Origin of the sequence: Collimonas sp., from assembly GCF_044339385.1 — a bacterium.
Lineage (GTDB): Bacteria > Pseudomonadota > Gammaproteobacteria > Burkholderiales > Burkholderiaceae_D > Collimonas.
This window is the reverse complement of the sequence record NZ_JBIIVN010000209.1, coordinates 1-3,635: the sequence shown is the minus strand read 5'-3', so window position 1 is coordinate 3,635 and position 3,635 is coordinate 1. Positions and strand designations below refer to the sequence as shown.

The following is a 3,635-nucleotide window of genomic DNA, read 5'->3' as shown; positions in this document are numbered from 1 at the left end:
GCACGGCTAGCTCCTTGAACTCCGCCGTGTACATCTGTTTTGGTATCTTCTTCATTGCTGGTCTTTCCAAAGGATCGTTGATTTTACGTTACCTATGGAAGACTAAATTTCGGGGGAAGCTCACACCCTCGGATGCCCTACTGCTACGCAGCGGTATTGATGAACTACAGTTTGTTGCTTTAACCAACCACGTACCATTTAAGTTGCCAACTGATTCATTACGCCACTAATACGGCACTAATACGCCTCTAATACGCTACTTAACCCGTACTTTTTACTGCATGCCTGGCCAAAGCTGTTGCGATTACCGGCCAATACCTGGCTTAGAAGCCTTTGCGCCATGCGGCGGTCTGGGCGCTTTCGCGATCCAGTTGTTGCATGCGATACTCCAGATCGTACAAGTCAACGGCCTCTGCAAGATAAGCTTCCTTGCGCTCGGCCTCCGAACGCTCATAGGCATTGCCGATACGATTAAAAAATGCACCGACGGCGCTAAAAGCGGCGGTCAACGATGCCACAGGGCGGGAAATGCTGTGACTGCTGTTATTACTACTGTTAATTGTCAATGTAGACATGATAATTCCTCTTCGTTTTGCGTTCACCGCAAGCCAATTGTTGCGCCGCACAATCAGAGTAACGTTTCTCCATTATTTATCCAATTTCGATTGCCAATAGCAGTTATCAGTTTGATGAATTTAAAGGGCTAGGAGCCCCTTTTTTCAGGACCTGGCAATTTCTTCCAGGGTGTTGTAAAAGAGCTATACATGCGTCGAAAGTTGCCTGTAAACTGCTGCACCTCCCATCCATACAAATCCGCGACCGATGCCCAACCATACCTTTCTCTGGCACGACTACGAAACCTTCGGCGTGCAGCCGCGCCGCGACCGTCCTGCCCAATTTGCGGCGATTCGCACCGATGCCGAGCTTAACGAGATCGGCGAACCGATCATGCTATATTGCCAACCGGCAGCAGATTTTCTACCAAATCCGGAGTCATGCCTGATTACCGGCATCACGCCGCAATTGTGCCTGGAGCGTGGCATCCCCGAATTCCAGTTCGCGGCGCAGATTGAAAAAGCATTCTCAGAACCTGGCACCATCGGCGTCGGCTACAACACGATCCGCTTCGATGATGAAGTGACGCGTTTTCTGTTCTGGCGCAACCTGATCGATCCGTACGCGCGCGAATGGCAAAACAATTGCGGTCGCTGGGATATCCTGGATGTGGTGCGCACCGCCTACGCGCTGCGCCCGGATGGCATTCAGTGGCCGACCAATGAGCAAGGCCGGCCCAGCTTCCGCCTGGAGCACCTGACCGCCGCCAACGGTCTCAGCCATGAAGCGGCGCACGATGCGTTGTCGGATGTACGCGCGACCATCAGCTTGGCGCGGCTGATTCGCCAGCACCAGCCCAAACTGTTCGATTTCTGCCTGGCGCTGCACAAGAAAGACCGTGTCGGCGTGGAAATCGGCTTGCCGACGCCGCGGCCGTTCCTGCACATTTCCGGCATGTTCCCGGCTGAGCGTGGCCGCATTGCTGTGATGTGGCCAATTGGCGTGCATCCAACCAACAAGAACGAAATCCTGGCCTGGGACCTGGCTTTCGATCCCAGCGAACTCTTTTCGATGGACGCCGAAAGCGCCCGCACCCGGCTGTTCAGCAAGACCGACGCGCTGCCAGAGAGCATGACACGCCTACCACTGAAATCGCTGCACATGAACAAGTCGCCGATCGTCATCAACAAGTTGCAAACCCTGTCGAGCGATATGGCCGCGCGTTGGGGGCTGGACGTCGAGCAGGCGCTGCGCCATGCGGAAATTGCCGCACGCGCCCCCGATCTGAGCGAACTATGGCGTCAGGTGTTCCAGCGCGCCGATGAGGACAACGTCGACGTCGATGAAGATTTGTACGGCGGCTTCGTCGGCAACGGTGATCGCCGTAAGCTAAACGACTTGCGCGCACTGCCGCCACAGAAACTAGCCAGCGCAGCGCTCGGTTTCGACGACCAGCGCCTGGAAGAACTGACGTTCCGCTATCGCGCCCGTAACTTCCCCGACACATTGAGCGAACAAGATGCGCAGCGCTGGGAGCAACATCGGGCGGCGCGCCTGTTCGACGGCGCAGGCAATGCCCGCACCGTCGATATGCTGTTTGAGGAAATCGACAATCTGTCGGAAACAGCGGATGAACGCGGCGAAGAAATTCTCGGTGCGCTATACGATTATGCAGAAATGATTGCACCGGCACGCGACTAAAATAATGCTGCATCAAACAAGGTCGTATCAAACCCAAGGTCTTATCAAACCATTAGCTGCGCGTCTTGGTGGTCGCAATCAACAGCGGGGCCAGGCTGCAATCCTGGCCCCGCTGTTGTTAAATCTGCCTTGGTTACCGATCTAGAAATCGAGGACGGTACGAGTATCAGCCTGGTCGTTGGGCCAGGTATTCGGGTTGAAACATACACATGCGGATCGCATCGCGATATACGCCATTGACGAAGAACTCGCTCTTCAGTTCGCTTTCCAGTACAAACCCACATTTTTGATAAATGTGGATCGCCTTGTGGTTTTCCTTATCGACGTACAGGTACAGCTTGTACAGGTTAAGCACGCAGAACGCATACTCTATCGCCAGCCGGGTGGCGCGCTCGGCATAACCGCGGCCTTGGGCAGCGGGCGCAACGATGATCTGGAATTCGGCACGCCGGTGGATGTGAGTGATTTCGACCAACTCTACCAGTCCTACCATGTCGCCGTCATCACTTTCCAGGATAAAACGCCGCTCGCTCTGATCGTGCACGTGCTGGTCGTATAGTTGCACCAGTTCGACATAGGCTTCATACGGCTCTTCGAACCAGTAGCGCATGATGTGGCTGTTGTTGTTGAGTTGATGCACGAAATGCAGGTCGTTGCGTTCCAATGGGCGCAATTTGAGCCCGGGTTGCGTCAGGGTAGTCATGTTTTATCTTTCTTTTTTATAAATCTCTCTGGTCTTTCAGTGTTGCTGCAACGCTTGCATGCGTTTTTGCATCGACTCCAACAGATTGAAATCCGCCGGGAAATCATCAACCTGCACACTACTGTCGCCATATCGCGCAAAGTCATGCAACAGTCTCTGTTCATCTTCGGTGATGTCGCCGCTGGCGGCCGCCGCAACTATCCAATATTGCATCTCGATGAGACTTTGTGGAATCGGTGCCAGTGTGCCGGCCTGGATTGCCGGGTTCAGACGCGCTGCGATTGCATTGACCTGCGGGATCAACCGAAACGCCAGTTCGCCGGTAGCATGCGGCGACTCGCCGGCGACCGGCATGTGCATGCCGGCAATCAAGCGGTCGCGGCTGTCGCTATTGGTTTACAGGTTCCGGGCGACGGTGCTGTCGAGCGCATCTGATGGCACTTGATATGGTCGGCCAAAAGGAAATGCCACTACACGCAACAGCGACGCCAGCGGGCGATTCGGGAAATTGTCGAGTACGCCGATGTAAGCTTCCTGCGCCTGGTGCAGGAGGGTGTGCTGGATTTTGTGTAAACGGAATTTCGTTTAATTCGGCTTCATCCGTTCTTCAAACTGGATAGTGAAGCGGTTAAGTGCTCCCTTCCAGTCCCGCAATGGCATCGTCCACTTCTTGCTG

At 54.6% G+C, this 3,635-nt stretch carries 4 protein-coding genes and 1 pseudogene; 2 read left to right on the top strand and 3 right to left on the bottom strand.

From position 1 onward, the window contains the following. Positions 1–230, top strand: a 230-nt coding sequence (locus ACIQ0R_RS11915; RefSeq protein WP_395827684.1) for a hypothetical protein, incomplete at its 5' end; no start/stop codon positions are given. 93 nt (positions 231–323) lie between these two features. On the opposite strand, the gene ACIQ0R_RS11910 is transcribed toward ACIQ0R_RS11915, so the two are convergent. Continuing rightward, the gene (locus ACIQ0R_RS11910) at positions 324–575 is read right to left on the bottom strand and encodes a DUF3563 family protein (protein ID WP_395827681.1); all 252 of its coding nucleotides are present in this window, start codon (positions 573–575) and stop codon (positions 324–326) included. Between the two features lie 247 nt (positions 576–822). Here ACIQ0R_RS11910 and sbcB point away from each other — a divergent pair, with 247 nt between their 5' ends. Further along, entirely contained in the window at positions 823–2,256 is a 1,434-nt protein-coding gene (sbcB, locus tag ACIQ0R_RS11905; protein WP_395827679.1) for an exodeoxyribonuclease I, read from the top strand. Between the two features lie 166 nt (positions 2,257–2,422). Here sbcB and speG read toward each other — a convergent pair whose 3' ends face one another. Then, positions 2,423–2,959 (bottom strand): spermidine N1-acetyltransferase, encoded by a 537-nt coding sequence (speG, locus tag ACIQ0R_RS11900; protein WP_395827676.1) that lies wholly within the window; start codon positions 2,957–2,959, stop codon positions 2,423–2,425. A 36-nt stretch (positions 2,960–2,995) separates the two neighbouring features. Further along, positions 2,996–3,508 (bottom strand): annotated as a pseudogene (locus ACIQ0R_RS11895) (acyl-CoA dehydrogenase domain-containing protein). Positions 3,509–3,635: the final 127 nt, after the last annotated feature.